Origin of the sequence: Paenibacillus aquistagni (assembly GCF_900177815.1) — a bacterium.
GTDB classification, from domain to species: Bacteria; Bacillota; Bacilli; order Paenibacillales; family Paenibacillaceae; genus Paenibacillus_B; species Paenibacillus_B aquistagni.
On the sequence record NZ_FXAZ01000001.1, the window covers coordinates 797,246 to 821,073 of the forward strand.

Annotated in this window: 25 protein-coding genes; 21 read left to right on the top strand and 4 right to left on the bottom strand. The window is 47.6% G+C overall.

Going from position 1 to position 23,828, the window contains the following annotated elements:
• Positions 1-32: 32 nt before the first annotated feature.
• A complete protein-coding gene (locus tag B9Y93_RS03715) occupies positions 33-818 on the bottom strand; it encodes a TerC family protein (protein WP_176228831.1) in 786 nt (261 codons plus the stop codon).
• A gap of 201 nt (positions 819-1,019) precedes the next feature.
• Here B9Y93_RS03715 and B9Y93_RS24475 point away from each other — a divergent pair, with 201 nt between their 5' ends.
• From B9Y93_RS24475 to B9Y93_RS03725, 3 genes are all read left to right on the top strand, one after another.
• Positions 1,020-1,193, top strand: a complete 174-nt coding sequence (locus B9Y93_RS24475) for a hypothetical protein (protein WP_170936411.1) — start codon at positions 1,020-1,022, stop codon at positions 1,191-1,193.
• Positions 1,194-1,385: 192 nt separating this feature from the next.
• On the top strand, positions 1,386-1,967 hold the full coding sequence (locus B9Y93_RS03720) for a nucleotidyltransferase family protein (protein WP_244903275.1): 582 nt from the start codon (positions 1,386-1,388) through the stop codon (positions 1,965-1,967).
• Positions 1,968-1,997: 30 nt separating this feature from the next.
• Positions 1,998-2,525: a GNAT family N-acetyltransferase gene (locus B9Y93_RS03725; RefSeq protein WP_085492991.1), complete on the top strand. Its 528-nt coding sequence runs from the start codon at positions 1,998-2,000 to the stop codon at positions 2,523-2,525.
• Between the two features lie 155 nt (positions 2,526-2,680).
• Here the strand turns inward: B9Y93_RS03725 and B9Y93_RS24480 are convergent, their stop codons facing one another.
• Positions 2,681-2,824, bottom strand: coding sequence for a hypothetical protein (locus tag B9Y93_RS24480; RefSeq protein WP_170936409.1), 144 nt, complete (start codon positions 2,822-2,824; stop codon positions 2,681-2,683).
• A 76-nt stretch (positions 2,825-2,900) separates the two neighbouring features.
• On the opposite strand from B9Y93_RS24480, the gene B9Y93_RS24485 reads away from it, so the two are divergent.
• Together B9Y93_RS24485 and B9Y93_RS03730 are read left to right on the top strand one after the other, a co-directional pair.
• The gene (locus B9Y93_RS24485; RefSeq protein WP_169025754.1) at positions 2,901-3,074 is read left to right on the top strand and encodes a hypothetical protein; all 174 of its coding nucleotides are present in this window, start codon (positions 2,901-2,903) and stop codon (positions 3,072-3,074) included.
• A gap of 44 nt (positions 3,075-3,118) precedes the next feature.
• Complete coding sequence (locus B9Y93_RS03730; RefSeq protein ID WP_085492992.1) at positions 3,119-3,544, top strand: GNAT family N-acetyltransferase; 426 nt, start codon at positions 3,119-3,121, stop codon at positions 3,542-3,544.
• Between the two features lie 65 nt (positions 3,545-3,609).
• On the opposite strand, the gene B9Y93_RS03735 is transcribed toward B9Y93_RS03730, so the two are convergent.
• Positions 3,610-4,419 (bottom strand): lipase family protein, encoded by an 810-nt coding sequence (locus B9Y93_RS03735; protein ID WP_085492993.1) that lies wholly within the window; start codon positions 4,417-4,419, stop codon positions 3,610-3,612.
• Between the two features lie 386 nt (positions 4,420-4,805).
• Between B9Y93_RS03735 and B9Y93_RS24490 the strand changes: the two genes are divergently transcribed.
• A complete protein-coding gene (locus B9Y93_RS24490; protein ID WP_176228832.1) occupies positions 4,806-4,946 on the top strand; it encodes a hypothetical protein in 141 nt (46 codons plus the stop codon).
• A gap of 120 nt (positions 4,947-5,066) precedes the next feature.
• On the opposite strand, the gene B9Y93_RS03740 is transcribed toward B9Y93_RS24490, so the two are convergent.
• Entirely contained in the window at positions 5,067-5,273 is a 207-nt protein-coding gene (locus B9Y93_RS03740) for a GapA-binding peptide SR1P (RefSeq protein ID WP_085492994.1), read from the bottom strand.
• Between the two features lie 263 nt (positions 5,274-5,536).
• Here B9Y93_RS03740 and B9Y93_RS03745 point away from each other — a divergent pair, with 263 nt between their 5' ends.
• From B9Y93_RS03745 to B9Y93_RS03810, 15 genes are all read left to right on the top strand, one after another.
• On the top strand, positions 5,537-6,160 hold the full coding sequence (locus tag B9Y93_RS03745; RefSeq protein WP_085492995.1) for a hypothetical protein: 624 nt from the start codon (positions 5,537-5,539) through the stop codon (positions 6,158-6,160).
• A 279-nt stretch (positions 6,161-6,439) separates the two neighbouring features.
• Positions 6,440-6,802 (top strand): glyoxalase superfamily protein, encoded by a 363-nt coding sequence (locus B9Y93_RS03750; protein WP_085492996.1) that lies wholly within the window; start codon positions 6,440-6,442, stop codon positions 6,800-6,802.
• A gap of 126 nt (positions 6,803-6,928) precedes the next feature.
• Positions 6,929-7,444, top strand: a complete 516-nt coding sequence (locus tag B9Y93_RS03755; RefSeq protein ID WP_176228833.1) for a GNAT family N-acetyltransferase — start codon at positions 6,929-6,931, stop codon at positions 7,442-7,444.
• Positions 7,445-7,460: 16 nt separating this feature from the next.
• Positions 7,461-7,919, top strand: a complete 459-nt coding sequence (locus B9Y93_RS03760) for a zinc ribbon domain-containing protein (protein WP_085492998.1) — start codon at positions 7,461-7,463, stop codon at positions 7,917-7,919.
• Positions 7,920-8,139: 220 nt separating this feature from the next.
• Complete coding sequence (locus B9Y93_RS03765) at positions 8,140-8,724, top strand: DJ-1/PfpI family protein (protein WP_085492999.1); 585 nt, start codon at positions 8,140-8,142, stop codon at positions 8,722-8,724.
• 49 nt (positions 8,725-8,773) lie between these two features.
• On the top strand, positions 8,774-9,112 hold the full coding sequence (locus tag B9Y93_RS03770) for an antibiotic biosynthesis monooxygenase family protein (protein WP_085493000.1): 339 nt from the start codon (positions 8,774-8,776) through the stop codon (positions 9,110-9,112).
• A gap of 187 nt (positions 9,113-9,299) precedes the next feature.
• The gene (locus tag B9Y93_RS03775) at positions 9,300-9,620 is read left to right on the top strand and encodes a hypothetical protein (RefSeq protein ID WP_085493001.1); all 321 of its coding nucleotides are present in this window, start codon (positions 9,300-9,302) and stop codon (positions 9,618-9,620) included.
• Positions 9,621-9,897: 277 nt separating this feature from the next.
• Positions 9,898-10,581 carry a class I SAM-dependent methyltransferase gene (locus B9Y93_RS03780; protein WP_085493002.1) on the top strand — a complete coding sequence of 228 codons (684 nt, stop codon included), beginning with the start codon at positions 9,898-9,900 and terminating at the stop codon, positions 10,579-10,581.
• A gap of 156 nt (positions 10,582-10,737) precedes the next feature.
• Positions 10,738-11,400, top strand: a complete 663-nt coding sequence (locus B9Y93_RS03785) for a TetR/AcrR family transcriptional regulator (RefSeq protein WP_085493003.1) — start codon at positions 10,738-10,740, stop codon at positions 11,398-11,400.
• A complete protein-coding gene (locus B9Y93_RS03790) occupies positions 11,390-12,124 on the top strand; it encodes an ABC transporter ATP-binding protein (RefSeq protein ID WP_085493004.1) in 735 nt (244 codons plus the stop codon). Before B9Y93_RS03785 ends, B9Y93_RS03790 begins: the two co-directional genes overlap by 11 nt.
• Positions 12,117-12,824, top strand: a complete 708-nt coding sequence (locus B9Y93_RS03795) for an ABC transporter permease (RefSeq protein ID WP_085493005.1) — start codon at positions 12,117-12,119, stop codon at positions 12,822-12,824. The genes B9Y93_RS03790 and B9Y93_RS03795 overlap by 8 nt, the downstream gene beginning before the upstream one ends.
• A 25-nt stretch (positions 12,825-12,849) precedes the next feature.
• The gene (locus tag B9Y93_RS24495) at positions 12,850-13,023 is read left to right on the top strand and encodes a hypothetical protein (RefSeq protein WP_169025741.1); all 174 of its coding nucleotides are present in this window, start codon (positions 12,850-12,852) and stop codon (positions 13,021-13,023) included.
• 37 nt (positions 13,024-13,060) lie between these two features.
• Positions 13,061-14,380 carry an MFS transporter gene (locus B9Y93_RS03800; RefSeq protein WP_085493006.1) on the top strand — a complete coding sequence of 440 codons (1,320 nt, stop codon included), beginning with the start codon at positions 13,061-13,063 and terminating at the stop codon, positions 14,378-14,380.
• 27 nt (positions 14,381-14,407) lie between these two features.
• Positions 14,408-15,121, top strand: coding sequence for a thioesterase II family protein (locus B9Y93_RS03805; RefSeq protein ID WP_085493007.1), 714 nt, complete (start codon positions 14,408-14,410; stop codon positions 15,119-15,121).
• A gap of 30 nt (positions 15,122-15,151) precedes the next feature.
• Positions 15,152-23,827, top strand: a complete 8,676-nt coding sequence (locus tag B9Y93_RS03810; RefSeq protein WP_085493008.1) for a non-ribosomal peptide synthetase — start codon at positions 15,152-15,154, stop codon at positions 23,825-23,827.
• Position 23,828 lies beyond the last annotated feature (1 nt).

The following is a 23,828-nucleotide window of genomic DNA, read 5'->3' on the forward strand; positions in this document are numbered from 1 at the left end:
ACAGCGCCTTTTGATTCTCAAAGTTGGAATGCTTAGGAAGCAGATGTCTCGCTTTGCTCCTCTTTCTTGCTAGAGAGGAACCAGCCGCATGTTGCGATTAAGACAAGTACAATGTAGAAGGTAAGCTTCCATGCCGTGCTCTCTGCAAAGTCATGAGAGAGGATGTGTACAGCAGGATGAGCGAGCGTGTGAACCGCAAGCTTTACCCCGACCCAACCCACGATACAGAAGGCTGCGATCTCAAGACCCGGACGAGATTGCAGCAGCTTAACGAAGAAATTGGCTGCAAAGCGCATAATGATCAGTCCGATGAAACCGCCTAGGAAGATCACGATAAACTGTCCGCCGTCCATTCCCCCGATCTTCGGAAGGCCGCTTGCAGGAAGAGCGACAGCGAGCGCGACCGCAGCAAGAATGGAATCGATAGCGAATGCGATATCCGCAAGCTCAACTTTAAGTACAGTTGCCCAGAAGCCGGATTGCTTCTTAGGTTTCTTGTCTTTCTCAGCCTGCTCGTTATTTGCCTTGTTCACGACAAGCTTACGTATAATATGGTTGGCTGAGATATAAAGCAGATAGAGTGCTCCAATAGCCTGCACCTGCCATACATCGACCAAGAAGGAGATAATAAACAGTGAGGCTAGGCGGAATACAAAGGCGCCGGCTAGACCATAGAACAATGCTTTCTTTCTTGTCTCATCAGGCAAATGCTTGACCATGATGGCAAGCACTAATGCATTATCCGCTGCTAGAAGTCCTTCAAGCAATACGAGTACAATGAGAACCCATCCATATTCTAATAACAATCCAATATCCATATGATTTCCTCCATTTTTTATCACGATTGTGTAAGATGTTAAAAAGGCTAGAATGGTGTCAACATGAGAATGAAGTCAACTCCTTTACAAGTTCTAGGCGTTCCAAGCTGTAGGTTAATGAGTTCAGATACGGTGTTGATGTAACCATTAACAGTCAAGGTTGATGCCTTGCTTGGTCCTGCAATGAGCTGCAGGAGGGAAATGAAACCACAAAAAAAGACCTTTACCTATTGTGGTAAAGGTCTTCCTAATCTATACACCTTTACCCTGTTAATGGTAAAGGTCTCGCTAACAACGTTAGTTGCCAACAAAGCCGGAGACGAGGGTCTCGTAATGACGACTTTATTGAACAGCTACTCCCCTTTAATCATGTGAGTGATTCATATTGAATTATAAGGTTTGCTAGATCATCATAAAATACTTGTTGTGCTGCTGTCAATAACCAAATGTGGATTTGATTGAAAATTCAAGAAGACAGCTTGCAATAATACTTGTTCTCTCTTCCAATTTCTACATGGTATAATAAGATGGTCTCAAGGATATTAGAGCACAGAAAAGAGGAGATGCATGACGATACAGAATCGATATCAAGCTCAAGCAGAAGCATTTGTGAAGGAAGATGCAGCGATGCAAGAAGCCTTAAAGCTCGTTCGGGAACTTAAGCTGCCTGAAGGGCGCATTGCTGCAGGCTTTGTTCGCAATTATATATGGAATCGGCTGCATGGAAGAGATGGGCATGGGCTGATTAATGATACAGACGTTGTCTATTTTGATCCTGTCAGGGTCGAGGAAGATCGAGATCATGAATATGAATCGATCTTAATGGAACAGAACCCTTATTGGAAATGGTCCGTTAAGAATCAAGCCCGCATGCATCTGCGCAATGGAGCGGAACCTTATCAGTCGGTTGAGGATGCGCTCAGCCGCTGGGTAGAGACAGCGACTGCCGTCGGGGTCAGATTGAATGATCACAATGAGCTGGAGTGGGTCATTCCGTGGGGGCTTCAAGATCTTATGGAGTTGAAGATTCGCAAGAGCCCGAAGTTTCATGATGAGGCGTATTACTACGCTAGAGTTAATGCAAAGCAGTGGCTGAATCGATGGCCGAAGCTTGTCATGGTGGAGGCCTCACATGAGCATCGGGCATAGATGAGCTTATTTTTAGAGGAGGCATTAACCATGATTAAATATCGCAGCATGAAGCCAGGTGAAAGTGTACAGATCGTCCAAATTGATCGATCTGAATATATACCGAGTATTTTTGAAATGAAGGACGGTGAACTTGTAGAGATCCCGCAGAACCATGAATGCACAAATTGGGACGAGGACACCTTACGGGAGATCCAAACGAGATATGAAGAGGAGCTTTCTCATGGTGGCGCAGCCTACGGAGCTTATGATGGCGAGAAGCTCGTTGGCTTTGGCGTGTTGGCGCATAAATGGAGAGGGGATTCACAGGATCAACTGCAGCTTGATCTAATGTATGTATCGAGAACGTACCGAAGACAAGGCATTGGATCGAGAATTATTCAACTGCTTGAAGACGAGGCCAGACGCCGAGGTGCGAAGTGGCTGTATATTTCTTCTACAGAGACAGAGTCTGCTGTATCCTTCTACAAGCGTCATTCTGGACAGATCACGGAACAAGTGGATCGAGAGCTGTATGACAAGGAGCCGCTGGATATTCATATGCTGAAAAAACTGTAACGGAGAAGACGAACGAAGATATCTCAGCAGAAGGCAAGGGATATTAAGCCAACCATTGGATCTTCACAGCTGTACAGCGAGGAGATGGCGCTTGCTGGTGACAGGCGCGCTGTTGTTCAAATGATCACGATAGTCAACTATAAGTGAGACGATGATTACGTCTTGGTAAGATGGTGGGGGCGATTGGACAGTTCGTTCATTTTGGCCCCCATTCGTCGTCTGCCTGTTTCAAAGCGGCCTTTTGCAAGAAGGTGTTCGCCAAGCTTGCTGCGTCCCAATCGCTGCATGCTGCTAGACATGCATGCATACTGCCCTAACGCAATGTGTTAGGTAAAGATCTGTGAAAGGATAAATTCTGACGGAGAAGGTGAAGAGATGGATTTATTAATAATCATCATCGGCGCGTTTTTCATGATTCTTGTGCTGAGCAATCAGTATGTAGCCTTGAAGAAGATCAGCCAGCTCCAACAATCGCTCGAAGAGACGAATCATGCGTTGAATTTGGCTTTGGCGGACAACGATGATACCCTGATAAAAAGAATACATTAGCCAAGGACGATCGACACCAAGGAACTTGCAGGAGGCAAAGCGCAATGAAATATCAATGGGTCAGCTTGACGGAATATTACAACCCCAATGAGGTGAGAGAGCTTCTGGCACAGTGCATGTGGCCTGATGAAGAGCGTATTCTCGCTGAATTGGAATGTTACCGCAAGGAGGAAGAGCGTTCTTTATTTGGATTTGTCATTGATCATGCATTAATAGGCTTGGTAGGTGTATCTTCCATTGGGGAGATGCTCAGAGTCAGGCATATTGCAGTGAAGCCGATGTATCGCCATCAAGGCTTAGGCAGTCAGATGATTCTGGAATTGCGATCTCGGTACGCTCAAGCTTTGATAGCAGAAACGGATCGTGAATCCGTTGAATTTTATCGAAAAGCGGGATTTCAAATAGAAAGTCTTGGTGAAAAGTATCCCGGTGTGGAGCGTTATAAGTGCACCCTGAATGTTGAGATATAGAACGCAAAGCGTAGTTAGATGAATGATTATGCAGGAATATATTCGAACAGGTGCAAGCCAATGGCTTATACAATTCCTTCGATAAGGATGCTGTAGAAATCAAGAGGACAGAAGCCGGGATTGTGCTCACAGAGATTCATGGCGTACAGGGGGTCCTGTATAGACAAGGCTTCATAGTAGCTGCTGATGATATGATTGCCAGAGATGGATCCTTGTTCGAAGGGAAGCGCAACCGATTGCGGTGCATGCAGGTAATAAAAGGTTCGTTCATGTCTTGGCAGCTTCAAGATTGGTGGGGGGACCATTGGAACGACATCATTAGGATTCACAACACGGTAGCTCGCATCAACAAGGGCGGCATATGATTTGGCAAATTCGGGATTGCCGACTCTTGGTGCTCCGTACGTATATACAGTTACAGGTTCAAAAAGGCCGTTGCTGGCCAGATCAGCGGCACATAACATGGCCAGTGCACCTCCTAGGCTGTGTCCGGTAAGAATCATCTTCTTAGCCGGTGACAAACCGCGGAGCTGCTTCTTAAGTTCTAATCGTAGGGAGTTGTAGATGCCAGTAAACCCTCGATGTGTATAGCTGTTATTGTTTACAGGCTTAAAGCGCACCTGAGTGGCTTGAAGATCGGATATCCAATCTGAAGTAGAGCTTGTTCCGCGAAAGGCAATCATAATCTTCTGATCAGATTCTATAACAAAGCCGAATCTTTCCATTCGTTGGCTGAATGACTTGGCCTGAATCTCGCAAACGAAACGAAAGCCTTGCGGCACGATAAAGCTTCCGTCAGCATTGTCAAACTGAACATAGGTTTGCCCGCACAGCGCTGCACAGAATATGGACTGCTGTATGTTCATCGTCTCCATTGAACGGCCTCCTCCTCTATCACGCGATATTCACGCCCTCCTTTTGAATGCATGTATGAAGGTGATCCTCCTCTGCGATAGATACGGGGATCATTGATTTTATGACAAGACGGATTAATCACACACCTGTTCATTTCCTGAAAATGGGTGTATAATCATTTGTTAAAATATGATAGTGCACGAACAGGCTGGAAACAAAGGGATATCAATGTGTAGATGAATCTTCTATCTATGTGCATGCCTCGTTTGCGCAGTTGGAGCCGCATCATCACGAGGTAGAGTATAGGAAGGCTCAGGAAGCTTGATTATCAAGAGCTCTATCGATATGGTTATCGTGTCAAGCCTTGGTCTTTACTTGTAGGATAAATGGGAGGGTGTCCTGACAGATGAAGATAGCATTTTCCAAGCTTGCAGTCACGTTATTGAAAGGCTTGCTGATCGTTGTTCTTTCCCTGTTCGGTTTAATCTGTATCTTTGCTGTCATGATGTCGTTAAGCCTGTGGTACATGGAAGTTGGACATAGATAAAGTGCCAGCAATGCTGGCACTTTCATCAAGCGTTACCTGATCATGTGGTTGTCTGAAAGCTGTATCCGCATTCAAGAAAGAGTGCAGGTAATGAAGGATCATATTGAAAAGGGGTCCATCTTAAGCTGTTCTCTCCTCCTCCATTATGATGCTGTCTAGCTGCTCTCGGCATTGACACTCAACTTTGCTGCATACCATGTACATGACCTTAACGTTGTTTGTAGGCAGCGTCCCGATAACATCCTCACAATAGCGGCACAGGATGGTGCCTAGATCGTTCTTCAACACGTAGTCTTGAATACATTCATCCAGCGATTGTTGAGCCATTCGAATACTCTCCTCCTTGAGTTGCGTTCATGAAGTCGCCTTCTTTAGATGTATATTCCAATTATTGAGAAGTTAGTACGCCTGCCTTTAGCTGAAGAAATACAGAAATACATTCCTTATTCTGCTTTAATACCATACGTGTCGTTAGAATGCAGCCGTACATGCTCATTTGAGGACGATGTGAGCTAGTGCTTGCCAACTCTCTAACATCTTCGACACCACTATTGTACATAGGTCAAATAACGAAACGGGAGGATTCTTTTATGCCTATTGAAAAACGTCTAATACCTTCGAAATGGAATGTGGATATGAATCATTCCATCATTACAGCTGCCGATGACCGATCAGCCAAGCTTGCCGTGTTGTTTCCCGGAATGAATTATTCCTGTGAGCGGCCTGTGCTGCATTATGCTATGAAATGCGCGATACGCGCAGGCTACGATGTGCTCCCTCTCGAATATGGATATCAAGCTGCTAGGACAGAGATACAGTCTGATGATGATTACGCTACTATCGTACAGGAGTGTGTTCGTTCCATCTCGCAAGTGAGCGGTGCTTATCAGGAACTTGTATTTGTAGGCAAGAGCCTTGGCAGCATTGCAGCAGGCATGGTCAGTACCAAGCTTGAACTTATGCAGGCAAGGCATTTATTTTTGACACCCGTTGAAGGCAGTATTCCGTATATTAATCAAAAACAAGGCATTACGATTTATGGAACTTCGGACCCTATGTTCTCGTCTGAGCTTGCGCAGCGCATTCATGTTGACAAGCATCGTGAAGTCGTTGCCATCGAGAGAGCCAATCATGGTTTAGAGGTTGAGGACCCCATGGAGACCTTGGATATCATGAAGCAGCTTGCAGCGTTATACATGGACTTTTTCAAGTAATGATTCGGTGAACAGGGAAGCAGAAGGACTCTTTTACAGAAGAAAGCAGCGTTACTTTGCACTTTGGCATATAAAAGAGAAAGGTGTATGGAGGCAGCAATGGAGCAGCAGTGGTTAGATTGGGCGAAGCAAATACAAGCCAGTCGTGTTTGAAGGAGGCTCGCAACACATCCGAGCAGATTAGACTCTGCTTTACACTAGAGGCATCATCCGGAGGATGTCATGCTGGATTAGGGAGATCGCTCCTATTTTAACAATGGGTTGATTGGAGGAGAAGAGATGAGAATGAGTCAAGCCACCCCGATCATACGTTTCTATGATGAGGGGCTGACCAAGGAGTTTTACATAGATTTTTTAGGGTTTCAATTGGAGTGGGAGCATCGTTACGAAGCGGATATGCCGCTATACATGCAGATCATTTATGGTGAATGCGTGCTGCATTTATCACAGCACTTTGGAGACGGGGTACCGGGGAGCGTGCTTCGTATTGGCGTAGAGGATCTGGCGGCTTACGCGAAGCAGTTGCGAGAGAAGCGTTATTCATTTGCTAGACCAGGAGAACCGTTATACGAAGAAGATCTCACGCTCACTGACCCTGCAGGCAACCGTATTCGCTTCTATGAGATTAAACCTGCTGAGTAGTTGAATGGCTTCTCCTTCTGAGCAGGGCAATAAACGTTGCAGAGTTGATTCCAAATAAGCTGGACGATCCGTTCACCCAGCTGTATGTTGTGCAGATCGCATGTGGTCAGCTTAGAAAGGAGCTTAATGTTGATACGAAGAGCAGAAGCAACAGACGCCGAGGCAATCGCGCAGGTGCATGTCGCGAGTTGGCAGAGCACATATCGCGGGATTGTGCCAGATATTTACTTGGACAACATGTCTGTCGAGCGAAGAGTGGAGTATTGGGGCAGTATTTTATCCAAGCCGCTATATGAACATGAACTGATCGTTTTGGAGCAGCAGGGTCAAGTGGTTGGATTTGCTAACGGCGGACCGAATCGTGAGCGCAAATATCGATATGATGCAGAAATTTACGCGCTGTACTTGCTTCAGCGGGTTCAAGGGCAGGGATACGGCAAAGCCATGGTGCATCAGCTGATAGAATCCTTTTCTAGAGAAGGATACCGCTCTATGCTCGTGTGGGCGCTTAAGGACAACCCTGCGGTTCAATTCTATGAGCGGCTCGGTGCGAAACCTATCGAGCAGAAAGAAATTATGATAGGCGGTATTGCCTTGATGGAGTGTGCATTAGGCTGGGGGGATCTTACAGCAGCACTTTAAGAGAGGAGGCGCAGCGATGGCTGTACGTATATGTGAGCATTGCGGGGAAAGCAATAAGGAGCACCAAAGGCTTTGCCTGGCATGTGGGCATTCGTTAAAGGATGTTCCACTTGTGGGCACTCCTGATTCAGAGAAATACGAGGCGCTTGATCGAAATGCCAGAGAACGACGCTTATGCAGCAATTGCAGTGAGGAGCTAGAGGAAGGCGCGTTAAAATGCAAATATTGTGGAGCTCCAGTCGTGAAAGCCAGCTCGCCAACTTATGTTCCAATGGCAGAGGATACGACCTTGCTGTGGCCCAAAGTATTAGTAGTGGCGGCAACCGTGATTATCCCGCTAGTGGGGCTCATTGTTGGAGGAATTAGGGCGTTCAGCCAAGATAAAGACGAGCAGCTTACAGGTGGTGTGCTCGTTGCCGTTGGTCTCGTTATGCTGGGCATTCATTATTTCTTAAAAAGCATGCTCGGCTATTAAACGGGGATGTGAAGTTCAGCCATTGTGCCTGAATAGGGAGAGTGAGCGTAATGAGCTTTGTTTGGGAAAGTACTATGATTGGCGGAATCGTTGTCCTTGTGCTGCTGATCCCGTCATCCTGCTTATCATGAAATGGTCAAAACGAAAATAAACTAGAGGTACAGACTTCCAGCGCGGACACGGACTCTTATAATCGCAATCATTCAATGAGGTGATGAAAATGAGAATAGCCATTGTCGTATTTGACGGAATGACATTGCTGGATGCAACGGGATTCTATGACGTGATGTATCGATTGAACCGCATTGAACAGCATCGCAAGGTAAGCTTTGAATTATGTGGAATGAAACCATCGATAAAGGATGAGCAAGGCGTCAGGGTGGAGGTGGATAAAGTTAGACCTGATCTCTCTACTTATGATGCCCTCTATATACCAGGTGGCTTTGGAACACGCTATCTTCGGTATGACGAAGAATTTGTCGGCTGGCTGCGCATTGCTGAGAAGGTGAAGTTTAAGATCGCGGTATCGACGGGCTCTTTGCTGCTTGGAGCGGCAGGGTTCTTAAAGTGCAAAAGAGCAACCATTGATCCCAATCATCTTGATTTGTTGAAGCCATATTGCAGTGAAGTGTTGTCATCACATCTCGTAAAAGACCAGGAAGTTATCACGGCTGGAGGAATATCCGCTTCAATTGATGTGGGGCTGTATCTCGTGCATCTTCTGTCTGGAGACGAGGTGCTTGACGAGGTTAAGCAGCTGTTGGATTATCCTTTTGAGATGGAGGAAGTTGTGGAATTCCAATAATATCTGTATCACATCAGCAATGAATGGTGCATAGGAGGGCATGAATGACATGATCTCGGAAGTAGCGAGCTTATATATTATTGATGGATTGGCAAGTGAATTCGAGAGCCAATTTCGACGCGCGTCTCCACTGCTTAGCGGCTCCAGAGGATATATTTCCCATGAGCTTCATAAATGCATCGAGGAACGGAACAAGTATCTGTTAATGATTAAATGGAGATCAGTAAGTGATCATCTAATCAGTTTCAAGCAATCCACAGCCTATGAGGAGTGGAGACTGATGCTTGCTCCGTTTTTTGATTCAGCTGTTGAGGCGGAGCACTACATATCAATCAGGCTGCCCTCGACAAATTCGGATACGTCAAAAGTATCGGAAGGTCCAATTTGAACTCAAATATTGAAGCTTGATGCAAGCGTTGACTGGCTCTAAGAATAGAGCCAGTTTTTTGCTGAATGCAAGAAAAAATGGCTGAGCGGCTTCCAAGTCGAGAGCAATGTTATTGTTTTGAAGACTGGCTTATCGTGTACAATACAGATAAAGCCACTTATATTTGTCCACAGAGAGGAGTATCCCCATGAAGCGATCCAAGACGAGAGCCATCTGGGTAGGCGTGATTCTGCTGCTGCTGTACGGAGTAATCCATCTTAGTGTCAGCAAATACATGATGCCGCTGTATGATGCAGATGCGATTGATGAGCATCATTCGGTGGATGTCCTGACGACAGAGGAATCGATCGGCCCGATCTTGTCTTTAGACCATACTTTATTAGAGGTGCTCTTATTTATAGCTGCAGGTGCAACGGTCTTTCATCTCGTTCGTTCTAGAAGCGATAAGGAACGACTGAAGTATATCAAGAAGGATTGGGAGAAACAAAATGAGGAGGACAGGAAGTAACGATAAAAGTACTGTTCTTCTCTTTCGACAAAAGGGTACAGCATCAATTTGCTCGATATCAGCTAGGCGTTGTTTATGATGATTGCTTGTGTCTATCAAATGAGTTATAATCTTCTTCCTCCCAAAATATGGGGTGTTGGCGAAGCGCTTCGAGCTGTGTAAAATGAGAAGCATTTGATCGTAAGGATTGAATGCTTTTTGTTATTGAACGATTTCCAGCTTGACATTGAATTAACATAGAGGAGGAATTCACATAAAAAAGGGGAATAGGTCCGTTATGGGAATGGAATGGTATGATGCAATTGCTAGGAGAAATGGCGGCTACCGGAGTGAAGCCGTATATGCGATTGAGGGAGTATCGGGTGAGGTTGTGTTTGAGAAAGAGCTAGCCGATATGTTGTCTTATGCAGATCATGTTCTGGATGCAGGGTGTGGACATGGGGAGTTTACGCTTCGCATGTCAACAAATGCCCGCCATATTATCGGATTTGACTTCTCTGTGGAGATGATAAAGATTGCAAACCAATTGCTTGCAGCGTCGAAGGTTAAGAATGTTCAGTTTGTACATGCGACGACGAAGCAGCCATTGCCGTTCACGGATGAACAATTTGATCTCATATACGATCGAAGAGGCCCGACTTCCATTCTTGAACATGCCCATATTCTTCGATCAGGCGGGACCGTTTTTGGCATTCATTCTGGCTCATTAGATCTCGTAACCCGTCGATTGCATGAGAATGGTTTTATCGATATAGAGATTCGAGAGTTTAACGATGCGGTATGCATTTACCCAAGCCAAGTGGAGTTTATAAGAGCGATGTCAGACACTCCTGGGCATCCGGATTATAGCGATCCTAGACACCATGGAGAGCTGCAGCGTCTCATCGCACAACATATGGATGTGGAGGGAAAATTTGTCAAACAGGATTATCGTTTTATTTGGAAGGCGATGAAGCCATAATTCTCTTATCCAGATCCGCTCTGAATCGTTCCTAGATTCGGGGCTTTTTTTGTGTTTACAAATACCCAAAATGAATTTTATTTCCTCATATTGACAAAGTGGATTCGAGCGCATAATATAGATACCAACGGTCGGTATTAAAAGAAAGGGGACGCTATGGCTAGAAACAAATATCCAGAACAGACACTAGAACAGATCTTAACTGTATCCGCGAAGCTCTTTACAGAAAAAGGATTCGAGAAAACAAGCATTCAAGATATCATCGATGCACTTGGCATGTCCAAGGGAGCCATATACCACCATTTTAAGTCTAAGGAGGATATCTTGGAAGCGGTGATGGAGAAGCAGTTCAGCTATGCTGCCCAGATGCTGGATGAATTGATTCAGCATACGGAGGCTCCAAGCGCAAGAGAGAAGCTTGTACTCATTCTTGAGCAGGTAGTGGCCGATCAGGACGCCCATTCCATGGACAGCGTCTTGAGCACACAGATCAAAAATCCTCAATTCGTCGTAACGGGAATTAAGGAAGGGGTGAAGAAGGATGCCCCGATCATCGCCAAGATAATGGTGGACGGGAAGCAGGATGGCTCCATTACAACAGAGTACCCGATCGAATGCGCGGAGGTGTTCATGCTTTTAGTTAACATTTGGATTAATCCGATGTTGTTTGATCGTGATCAAGAGGAGACACTGAATCGCTTGAGGTTCCTGCAGCAGATGATGAAGCAGCTCGGGGCGGACATCTTAAGTGACTCTTTGATTCAAAAAATTACGGAGCGTCATTCCGATATTGGAGGCTACAGCAAGGATGAGCGTTGATTATGCAGTTCGAACAGACGGTCTGATCAAGACCTTCTCAGGCATGGAAATTCTGACTAACTGCTGCATGAATGTGCAACTAGGCACCATCTACGGCTTCTTAGGACCCAATGGAGCAGGGAAGACCACTTTGATGAAAATATTGACCGGCTTGCTCCAGCCAACAGCAGGAAGTGTAGAGGTGCTTGGCCTTCAAGTTGTGAAGCATCGAGAGGAAATTCTTCGAAAAGTCGGGAGCTTGATCGAGGTTCCCGTTTTCTTCGAACGGCTTTCCGCAGAAGCCAATATTCGTCTTCATCTCGAGTACATGAGCATGACAGGAGTGGACATCAAGGAAATGCTTGAGATGGTTGGGCTTACCCACACTGGTCAACAGGCGGTCTCCACATTCTCGCTCGGGATGCGGCAACGGCTCGCGATTGCAAGAGCGTTGTCCCATAAGCCGGAGCTCTTGATCTTAGATGAGCCGATAAACGGCCTTGATCCAATGGGCATTAGAGAGATGAGAGATTTGTTTGTAAAGCTGGTCAAAGAGCATAAAATGACGATCCTTCTATCCAGTCACATCCTTTCTGAAATTGAGCATATCGCAGATACTGTCGGCGTGATTACGCGTGGCACTATAGTTCGGGAATTAAGTATGTGTGAACTAAGGTCACAGGTGCCTGGGGGACTCGAAGATTACTTCTTTGGGATCATGAGTGGAGGTCATGGGATTGCTTAAGTTAATGAGGCTTGAATTGCAGCGCAACAAACTTACAACGTATTTCACTGCGAGCGCAATTGCGTGCGTATGTCTGATTGGGTTCATTTATTTTGTTGCTTATGTGGCTCAGGTAGAGAACGAAATTGATTTTCAAAATTACTCCAACATCTTCTTGTTTACTTCGGTTGTCAGCATGATTGTGTATGCGATCATGGCTGCAGTTATGTATTCGCGATTCGTTATTGATGAATATCGCGGCAAAATGATGCTCCTGCTGTTCTCTTATCCCATAAGCAGGAAGAAGATGCTGCTAGCTAAGATGCTGCTCATCATGTCTTTTACCACGCTTGCCATGATCGTCAGCAACATTCCTCCTCTTATCATTTTTTCGATCAGCGAAACGATCTCACCTATAGTCAGCGATACCCTTTCCACCGGGCTGATTCTCAACGTTGTGAAGACGATTTTCATCCTAGGCGTCAGTCTTAACACCATTTGTTTGGTTGCTTTACGGATTGGATTCGCGAAAAAGTCGGTACCCGCAACGATTGTGCTGTCTTTTGTATTGTGTGCGCTATACGGCAATGCCATCATTGCAAGCTTTGGCAATGACGCTGTCATCCTGGCACTATGTCTTCTCATGCTTATCATCGGTGGAGCAATTGTATTAGAGCTGCTAAACAAAGTACACCGGATGGAGTTTGAAGAGCAGACGTAATTAGAAGAAATGGGAGGGATACGAAATGGAAGTAGGTTGGATTGTTGGAACGAGCTTGGCTGTGCTGATCTTGATTGCAGGCGTGATTGGACTGCTTGTAAGCAGACAAAATGGCCGGAAAAACAAATGGGCATGGTGGTTTATCCTATTTGGCTGCTGTGCTATCATTAGCGCCTTGATTAATTTGGGTGGCATGTAAAGGTGTTGCAAATCGATATTGAAGTTGGAGGTGCAGCATGAAGTCACACGCATTTAGTCGAAATTTTCAAATTATGCTCGTGGGGCAGATTATCACACTGTTTGGAAGCGCCATTCTAAGGTTCGCCTTATCGCTCTACATCCTAGATCTTACAGGTTCGGCGGAGATTTTTGCAACACTGCTTGCGGTATCTACCATTCCAACCATCTTCCTATCGCCTATCGGCGGAGCGATTGCGGATCGCATGAATCGCCGCAACTTGATGGTTTACTTCGATTTCATTAATGGGATCGTGGTCAGTGTGCTTGCCGTATTTCTCTATAGCGGTCAGTCATCCATCGTGCTGATTGGCGTTGTCATGACGGTGTTGTCCATTGTAAGCACCTTCTATCATCCGACCGTACAGGCAAGCATCCCCGTATTGGTGGAGAATGATCATCTGCTGAAGGCCAATGGGCTTGTGTCTGGCGTAACGGCCTTGACGAACTTTGCAGGTCCGGTGATTGGCGGCTTATTGTATGCCGTGTCTGGAATCAATGCAATCGTAGTGGTGACGTGCGTAAGCTTTTTTCTCTCGGCAATCATTTTATTGTTCCTGCACATTCCTTATGAGAAGGGTGCCAAGACAGCAGGCGCAATAAAGGCCATATTGCTGGACTTGAAAGAGGGGCTTGCGTATGTGGGAAAAGGAAATCCTTTCTTGCTTAAAATTATCATTATAGCAGCTGCGATGAACTTGTTTATCACGCCGCTGTTCTTGGTTGGCATTCCTTACATGATTAAGATTGTGATGGGGATGAAAGACAGTTACTTTGGCTTCACACAAGGCGGCATCTCCTTAAGCATGATCATTGCCGCCGTCGCGATCGGTGCGCTGTCAAGCAAGCTTCGCGTGAATAATTTGTACCTGTGGTTTGTCGGGAGCGGGTTATTCATTGTTCCTATGGCAGTAACCATTCACCCTCAACTGGTAGTGCCCGGTCAGGCAGGCATCATTCCTTATTTGCTCTTCTCGCTGTGCACGATGGTGGTCATGTTCATCATTACAATCATCAATATCTTCATCATGACCATGCTGCAGAAAGAGACGCCGAATCATCTGTTAGGGAAGGTGATGGCGATCTTAACCGCCATCTCGACTTGCGCAGTTCCTATCGGCCAAATTCTGTTTGGCAGCCTGATTGAATGGCTGGCGAACGCGGTATATGCAGTTGTAGTTGGCGTCGCGGTTATTACCATTCTGATTGCGCTTGTAACCAAATATTTGTTAAGAGGGCACATGAATCAGAGCGAAGAACAAGCGGCATCATCTTCAAGCGGCAGCCGAGAAGCGCTTGAAGCTTCTCCGACGGAATAGGACATTTTTCATAGGGGTGGGAAGAGCATGAGAGAGATCCAATTATTCGGTTTGCCCTATGCAGGTGGATCATCCTTTATGTATGAGCCATTGCGCAAATCGCTCAGTGAACAGATCAAGCTGATCCCGCTAGAGTATGCAGGCCATGGTGAGCGAATGCAAGAAGAGCTGTACCCGAGCTTTCATGACATGGTCCTTGATATGACGAACCAGATCGAATCCCGATTGACATCGGATCCATTTGCGATATTCGGCTACAGCATGGGGAGCCTCGCAGCTTATGAAATCACCCAAGAATTAATTCGCCGGACGATGAGAAATCCCCTTCAACTGTTTGTGGCCGCGCATGCTGCGCCTCATCTGCATCAGGCCAGCGAACCTGTATACGAAGCGGTTGCAGCACGCTTTAAGGCGAATATGTTGAAGATGGGGATGTCAGACCTCGACGTTATGAACAATGTTGAGCTGCTTGAATGCTTTGTCCCTATCTTCTATCACGACTTGAAGCTATATGCGGGATACCAGTACTGCGAGAGTAAGAAGCCGCTGGATGTGAACTTGACGGTTCTATATTCAGATGAAGAGAATAGACACAATCAAATCTTCGAGTGGTCTGCTTACACTTCCAAGGCATGCTTGTATCAAAGGATGAAAGGAAATCATTTCTTTATTCATTCTCATATGGAAGAAATGGTTCAAGTGATCAATCAGTCTCTCATGGGTGAGCTTATCCATCATTAATCGGGAATAGACAAGGATAGGAGCGTTGTTATGTTGAATCAACCTACGAAAAATATCGCCGAACCTCTCATTCGCAAACCGTTTGCCTTGAGTATTGAACGGCAGGCGCTTATTCAAGCCTTACGTACTCTTGATTCAGATTATTCGCAAGCCAATAGTGAGTCGAATACAGCAATGGCTGCTGTCTTCTTGTTGTATAAGAGTCTGCTTACGGGCAATAATCCAGAATCCATTCATATCTATGATGGAAGCAGCTATTATGAAGCGCGCGTAGAGCTTGAGACGAATGTTACTGCAGAGGAATATTTAGCTCGAATGGAACATTCGTTGCGTGAGAGTATGAACCATGCCATTGCGATAGAGCACATTCAGGAGCAGGACATCGTACTTTGTTTTTCTGCAAACGCAGTTGAAGCGGCAAATCAGAAGCAGCGAGGATTGACTGTATCGTTTGTCGAGGCTGGAATGGACCCTCAATGGGTATATGAAGCCTGGTCGCCATACTGGTCGGACACGAAGATCTTGCACTTGCACCGAAGAGTGGCCACGATGGCAGACACGATCATATCTCAGCCTGATCTTCGCATACGCGACATTCCCGCTCTTGATGAGCGGGAAGCATCTATCGTGCTTCAGGATTTTAATCGAAGTGACAAGCACATCCCCAGTGGGAAAACGGTGGTTCAATTATTCGAGGATCAGGTTCAGCTCAACCCTTGCCAGATTGCACTCCAATATAAAGGTCATAGCTTAACTTATCAGGAGCTAAATGAACGCGCGAATGGCGTTGCATATGATCTGATTGAGCACGGCGTAGGACCGGATAGCATTGTAGGTCTTATGGCAGAACGTTCTCTAGAACAGATTATTGGCATCTATGGGATCTTGAAGGCGGGCGGCGCTTATCTGCCGATCGATCCGGAACTCCCGCCGAATCGCATTCATTACATGCTTGCTAATAGTGAAACGACGCTAGTGTTGACGGGTCCAGGTGGCGAGGGGGGCGCGGAGTCACTGCAACAGCTTCAGCTTGTCGATCTAACCAAGTTTTCCAATGTGAATTCGGTGAATCCAATACCTAGAGCTCGTCCCGAACATCTTGCTTATGTCATCTACACCTCAGGCACAACAGGGAATCCAAAAGGGGTCATGGTTGAACATCGCAATCTTTTGAATCTGGCCCTCTGGATGCTCGAAGATGATTACAGCAATCAGGAAGTTCTCCTTCTCAAAACGACCTATGCCTTTGATCTATCCATATGGGAACTGTTTGTTGGCTTCTTGGCAGGGGCGGCGCACATCTTGCTTCCAAAAGAGCATGAGAAAGAACCACATCAGATCGCAGCATTAATACAAGCCCATCGTGTTACGCGCACCTCTTTTGTTCCTTCTGTACTTGAGCAATTTCTCCACACGATCGATCCGAGATCCATAGAATCGCTGAGCCGCATCCAGCTCTCTGGAGAAGCATTGCCCGTTGAGTTAGCCAACCGATTCAATCAGTTGAATCAAGGCAAAGCCCGTCTCGTGAACTCCTATGGCCCAACAGAAACAACTGTATTTGCGACCTCTTATGATGTACCTGCAGATATCACGCTTGAGCATATCCATATCGGTAAGCCGCTTGCCAACATGAAGATCTATATCCTGAATCAAGATCGGTTATGCGGAGTTGGCATGCTTGGCGAGGTATGCATTGGCGGCGCGGGAGTATCAAGAGGATATTTGAATAGACCAGACCTAACCGCTGAAAAATTCGTGCCAAATCCTTATATTCCAGGGGAGAGGATGTATCGGACAGGCGACTTGGCTAGATGGATGGAAGATGGCAGCATTGAGTATTTGGGAAGATTGGATGATCAGGTCAAGGTGAGAGGCTATCGCATTGAGCTGCGCGAGATTGCCAGCAGATTGCGAGAGATCGAGGGCATCCAGCACGCTGCTGTTATCGCACATGAAGAGCGCGGGGACAAAGTTCTATGCGGCTACGTGGTAAGTGCGGACGGTCACGAGCTCGATATCGCAGCAGTCAAACAAGAACTCAGCTCGCATTTGCCCGCTTATATGATCCCTACCCATTTGATGCAGCTGGAAGATCTTCCGGTAACCCGCAATGGAAAGCTTGACAAAAAGGCGCTGCCGAAGCCTGAAGTAAAGAGCAAGCAGCCTTACGAAGCGCCTCAGGATGAGATGGAGGCCGTGATAGCGAGCATGTTCCAAGAGCTGCTAAGTGTTAAGCTTGTCGGCATCCATGACAGCTTCAGCGAGCTAGGCGGGCATTCGTTAAGAGCGACACGACTAGCGCATATGATGGAGAAAAGATTCAACGTTCGGCTTCCACTTCGTACAGTGCTTGCGGCGGATACGGTTGCTAATCTCAGCGCTTGCGTGCGAACGGCGGCTCCGGACATGTGGGAGAACATCAAGGCGCTCCCGCCTCAGCCCTATTATGAGATGAGCTCCACACAGAAGCGGCTGTATCTCATTCACCAGCTTCAAGAGAACAGCCTTGCTTATAATATCCCGATGATGTATGAAGCAGATGGAGATCTTGACATCGAGCGATTACGCAGTGCGCTGCAGCAATTATGCCATCGACACGAGCTGCTTCGAACTTATTTTACGCAAATAGAGGATCAGTTCGTTCAGATCGTGGAAGACGAGGTATCACTTGTTCTTGAGGAAGGGCATCCAGCAGCTGATGTGACAAGGTCGTCGCTTGTCGAAGATTTTGTGAGACCGTTTGATTTGGCAAAAGCACCGCTCATGCGTGCGAAATTGATTCATGCTGAGGATGGCAAGTCGCTCTTGCTTATGGATATTCATCATATCATTTATGACGAAGGTTCCGCTTCTGTGCTGATGAATGACTTAACCCGCTTATATAATGGTGAATCTCTTGAACCTTTAGCAATTCAATACAAGGATTACAGCGCTTGGGCGAACAGCAGGGATTTCTCGGAGCAGGAGGCATATTGGCTGGAACGTTTCCAAGAAGATACTTCGGTTTTAAATATCAAGACGGATTACCCAAGGCCGAAAACACAGAGCTACGAAGGCAGCTCTGTCATGACAGAACTTTCCCCTATGCTTAAACCGCTTGTCGGAGATCTGGCAAAAAAGACGGGGGCGACGGAATACATGATATTGCTGTCGGTCTTTATGCTGTTGTTAAGCCGATATTCGAGGCAAGCCGAGCTCATCGTGGGGACGCCGATTGCGGGAAGAACTCATGCGGATACTTATGACATGCTGGGCATGTTTGTCAATACGCTTGCGATTAAGGGTGAGATCAAAGCAGAGCAATCCTTTGAAAGCTTTGTGCATGATCTGAAGGAACAATGCATGCTTGCTTATGAGAACCAAGACTATCCTTTTGAGCAGCTAGTGGAGAAGGTCGCAATCGATAGGGACCTTTCACGCCATCCCTTGTTTGATGTAATGTTCGTTATGCAGAACCATGAAGCTCAGGCACTCTCTTTGGGCGGGACGAAGCTCCAGGCTGTGCATATAGACAGTATCGCGTCAACCTTCGACCTGACCGTGAGCGTCGAACCACAGGGAGAAGGATATGCCTTGAAGTGGGAGTACTGCACAGCGTTGTTCAAGAAAGAAACGATCGAACGGATGAGCAGACATTATGAGCAATTCCTTCTCCACGCTTTAAACGAACCTCATTTGAATCTAGATGAGCTCAGTTATGTTTCACAAGAAGAAAGGGACATCGTCGTTCAATCGTTTAATGCCACGGACGGCTTCTATCCGGCAGACAAGACCCTCATACAGCTCTTTGAAGAACAAGTTGAGCGTACTCCCAATCAAATCGCTGTTCAGTTTGAAAAAGAGACGTTAACCTACCGTGAGTTGAACGATCGTGCCAATGCGATGGGACAGCTTCTAAGCGATCTCGGTGTCAAGCCGGATTCCATCGTTGCGCTGATTACGGGCAGATCCATTGAAATGATTGTCGGTATTTTCAGTATTCTGAAGGCTGGCGGCTCGTACTTGCCAATCGATCCTGCTCATCCGCTTGAACGAATCCGATACATGCTGACAGACAGCCAAGCGGTGGCCGTACTTTTGGGACCAGGGAGCGACCCGGTTGCACCCGAGCTTCAAGAACATATGCAGATCGATCTTCGGTACACGATTGGCAGCATCCAAGTGAATCCAAGCCCCGCCGCAGAACCTCATCATCTAGCTTACGTCATCTATACTTCGGGAACGACAGGACTGCCCAAGGCCGTCATGGTTGAGCACCGCAATGTCGTTAATTTATCCACATGGCAGATCGAATACGGGCAGTATCAGTCTGGTTCGATGATGATTCAAAAAACAACCTTTGTCTTTGACGGCTCTGCGTGGGAGATCTTCCCGGCCCTTCTGGCAGGCTGTACTCTTCAACTCCTGAATGAAGAACAAAATCAAGATCCTGCGGCGCTGATGAAGCTGCTGCCGAATCGCCAAATTGCATTAATTCCTTCCAACTATCGCGCACTACTTGATTATGCCGAGACGAACCAAGCGGCTTGCGAGCTAAAAGCACTTGAACGATTGTATCTGGCTGCAGAGCCAATTACATCGGAGCTGCTTGAAAAGCACGCAAGAATTACCGGGACTGGATATGATAACATCCATAATTTGTACGGGCCTACAGAAGCGACCGTGACGGCAACGGCTTATAGGCTGGACAGAGAAGGAAATGGAGACAGCGTCCCGATTGGAAAACCAGTATTGAATACACAGGTGTACATCTTAAACGCAATGGAGCTGTGCGGCATCGGCGTTCCTGGAGAGCTGTGCATCGGGGGAGCGGGAGTTGCTAGAGGGTATTGGAATCAGCCTCAGCTGACAGCTGAAAAGTTCGTAGCCAATCCCTATCGCCAGGGTGAACGGATGTATCGGACAGGCGATCTTGCACGCTGGCTTCCAGATGGCAATCTGGAGTATCTTGGCCGAATTGGCGAGCAAGTCAAGATTCGAGGCTATCGCATCGAGCTTGGCGAGATCGAAAGCAGCTTAAGAGATATTGAGGGAGTATTCGATGCAGCAGTCATTGCTAGACAAGATCAAGGGGAAGCCTTCCTTTGTGCCTATGTAGTGGGAAAAGGCGAGCTTATGCTGGAAAAGATCACAGAACAGCTACAATCCACGCTGCCTTCCTATATGATTCCCACGCATCTGATGCAGCTTGAGAAGCTCCCGGTAACGCGCAATGGCAAGCTTGATCGCAAGGCTCTTCCCGAGCCAGCGCAGTTAAGCAGCAAGTCATACGCTGCTCCGCGTGATGCGACGGAACTCGGTCTCGTCGAGATCTTCCAGCAGGTGCTTGCTTGCGATGCGGTTGGCATCGATGACAGCTTCTATGAGCTTGGCGGACATTCGCTTCGCGCTACCAAGCTTGTGAACGCGATAGGGAAGTCGTTCGGTGTGCGTCTTAAGCTTCGCGATATCTTAATAGAGCAAACCGTGCGCAAGCTTGCATTACGAGTCAGATCGAATGAGAAAGTCTCCTATGACCCGATTGAGGTCCAACCGCTGCTGCGAGAGGTTGTTATGAGCCCGCAGCAGAAGAGTATTTACCTTGTTCATCAGATGCAAGCTGATCAAGCACACAATCGAACCTACAACATTCCGTTCTTAGTGAGAAGCTCGCAACCAATCGATTACGACCGACTAAAGCATGCGCTTAGCAAGCTTGCGGACCGCCATTCGCTGCTTCGAACCTCCTTTATTCAAGAGGGCAGCCAATATTTGCAGCGGATTGCAGAGCACGCAGCGATAGAATTGGAAACGGCAGAATCACAACGTGAAGAAATATCTGATTTATTTGATGCATTCGTACGTCCATTTGATTTGTCGAAGGCACCTCTCATGCGTGTTAAAGCGGTACGCTCAGTGCAAGGAGACACCTTCCTCATGTTCGATCTTCATCATATTATTTTCGATGAGGGTTCCAAGAACGTGCTGCTAGAGGAGATTTCAAAGCTCTACAATGATGAATCACTCCCGCCAGTTGCTGTCGATTACAAGGATTACAGTCAATGGATCAGCAGCATAACCTTGTCGGAGGAAGAAGCATATTGGGCCCAAGTATTCGAAGTGGAGCCGCCAATGCTTGAGCTAACGACAGATTATCCTCGACCTAAAGAGCAAACTCATATAGGCAGCAGTTTGCATTCCCAGATTCCTTCTTATGTGCAGTCTCGTGTCAAAGCAATAAGCCGACAAACAGGCGCTACAGAATACATGGTGATGCTGTCGGCATTTATGCTGCTGTTAAGCCGCTATTCGAGGCAGGCAGATCTTGTTGTGGGCAGTCCGATTGCTGGACGTCACCACCCCGATACGCAGCAGATGCTTGGCATGTTCGTCAATACATTAGCGATACGCGGGAAGCTGGATGCAGCGTGCAGCTTCGAAGACTGGCTTGCCGAGATGAAAGAGAAGTGCCTGCAAGCCTATGAGCATCAGGCATATCCGTTTGAACGCTTAGTTGAACGTGTGGCCACGGAGCGGGATCTGTCTAGACATCCACTATTCGATGTGGTTTTTGCGCAGCAGCAGAGCGAGTCTTCAAGCTTGCAGCTTGGCGCAGCTGGATTCGAAGAGGTGATGCAGCAGAGCGTTGCTTCAACCTTTGATCTGACCGTGAGCATGGCAGAGAACGAAGATGGATATGGGCTCCGATGGGAGTACAGCACGGCATTATTCAAGCAGGAGACCATTGAACGGATGGCGCTTCACTTCGAAGCGCTGCTAGAGGATGCCTTAAGCAGACCTGATGTTCCGCTTGCGGAGCTGTCGATGATGACAGCACAGGAACAGGTACAAGTGATGCACGTATTCAATGAGACGGAGCATCCTTATCCACAAGGGCTGACCGCCATTCAACTCTTCGAAAGCCAAGCTGCGGCTGCCCCAGAACGCGCAGCGGTGGTGTTCAACGGACAGGAGCTTACGTATCAGGAGCTGAATGCGAGAGCAAACGAGGTGGGGCGCAGGCTGCGTGCGTTAGGCGTCGGACCGGATTGCATCGTCGGGCTGGTGACAGGGCGCTCGCTGGAGATGATCATCGGCATCTACGGCATCTTGAAGGCGGGAGGCGCTTATCTGCCTATCGATCCTGCTCATCCGATCGACCGCATTCGCTATATGCTTGCCGACAGCCAAGCGCCTGCTGTGTTGGTTGGGCCAGGAGGGGAGCAGATCCGTGAATTGCTCTTCGATCTGGCTGAGGTGATTGACCTCGCAGAAGCAGGGCAAGGATCGCCGCATGAGCAAGAGTCGCATGGGAATCTTGAGCCTCTGGCTGAGCCGCATCACCTGGCTTATGTGATTTACACGTCAGGGACGACGGGACAGCCAAAGGGGGTCATGATCGAGAATCGCAGCCTTGTCCATCTTGCCGAGTGGCAGCGAGTCGAAGGCGAGATGAATGAGCACAGCGTCATGCTGCAGAAGTCAACCTATATTTTTGACGCTGCGGTATGGGAAATCTTCTCCAGCACGCTCACGGGCGCCAAGCTCATGATGGCCACGGAGTCCGAGAACGAAGATCCGGAGCTGCTCTTGAACCTGATTCAGCAGCATAAGGTCACGGACGCGCTCATCGTACCGTCTGCCTTCCGCATGCTGCTTGACTATGCAGAGGTTCATGGCAAGGAGGAGGCGCTGCGAGCATTCAAGCGAATCTATCTCGGCGCAGAGCCGGTTACGCCTGATCTGCTAGAGCGATACGTCCGCATTACCGGACATGGGGTGGAGCGATTAACGAATCTGTACGGACCGACGGAAGCGACGGTGTGCGTCACCTCGCTACGATTCCAGCCTAAGGCTCGCTATGATTCCATCCCGATTGGCAAGCCGCTGTGGAACACGCAGATCTATGTGATGAACGGCGATTCCCTATGTGGAATTGGTGTTCCGGGCGAGCTGTGTGTGGGTGGAGCAGGGCTTGCGCGAGGTTATTTGAACCAGCAAGAGCTGACAGCAGAGAAGTTTGTCAAGCATCCTTACCAGGCAGGCGAGCGGCTGTATCGAACGGGAGATCTTGCTCGGTGGAGCGCTGAAGGGAGCTTGGAGTACTTGGGGCGCATCGGGGAGCAGGTCAAGATTCGCGGCTTCCGCATCGAGCTGGGTGAGATTGAGAGCAGGCTGAGGGAGATTCAAGGCGTGCAGGATGCGGTTGTCACCGTGAGAGAAGATCAAGGTGAAGCTATGCTGTGCGGCTATGTGGTGAGCTCCGCGCCACTTGATCTTAGCAAGACGAAAGAGCAGCTGGCGGTTCATCTGCCTTCCTATATGATCCCTGCTCATCTGATGCAAGTGGAGTTGCTGCCGCTGACACGAAGCGGCAAGGTGGACCGCAAGGCTCTTCCTGAACCAGAGCGTGTTCAAAGCGATTCTTACACAGCGCCGAGGGATGAGATGGAACAGCTGCTAGTTGATGCCTTCCAAGACATCTTGGGCGTCAATCCGATTGGGATTGATGACAGCTTCTTTGATCTAGGGGGCCATTCCCTGCGTGCGGCAAGACTGATGAGCCTGCTTGATCGCAACTTTGGCCATCGCCTGTCCTTGCGCGAGATTTTGGAAGAGAAGACGGTACGAAACATTGCCCAGCACTTGAAAATGAAGCAAGCAAGCCCGCAGCCAGAGCCGATGTTGATGCAGCTTGCAGTTGCTGTTGAAGAGGAGGTTTGAT